This is a genomic window from Aeromonas sp. LsrichE-8G (genome assembly GCF_022869435.1).
Lineage (GTDB): Bacteria > Pseudomonadota > Gammaproteobacteria > Enterobacterales > Aeromonadaceae > Aeromonas > Aeromonas caviae.
Genome location: NZ_JALIHH010000085.1, coordinates 1 through 293 on the forward strand (window position 1 = coordinate 1; position 293 = coordinate 293).

The following is a 293-nucleotide window of genomic DNA, read 5'->3' on the forward strand; positions in this document are numbered from 1 at the left end:
AGCAGCAATCCCCACAGCTCCTGATAGACCAAGTCCACTTTCTTGCTTCTCAGCGTGATGGCGTTGTGCTGCATCGCGCTTTTGATATCCCGGTATCCCAGCTCGATTTCCCAGCGCTCGTGGTACAGGGTCGCCACCTGAGCTGCGCTGAATCGCGCCACGGGCAGGGAGGTAAAGACCGTTTTCTCCTTGCCTGCCACCTCATAGGTCACTGCGCGAACTTGCCAGTGTGTCGGCAACGCCGGGTTTTTCTTGCGAGCCTGAGGCGAGACCGTCATTTGCAACAGACGGTC

1 protein-coding gene is annotated in these 293 nt (G+C 58.0%); it reads right to left on the reverse strand.

Features of this window, described 5'->3' with window-relative positions:
* Positions 1 to 293, reverse strand: a 293-nt coding sequence (locus MUW49_RS13680) for a transposase (RefSeq protein WP_244812889.1), incomplete at both ends; no start/stop codon positions are given.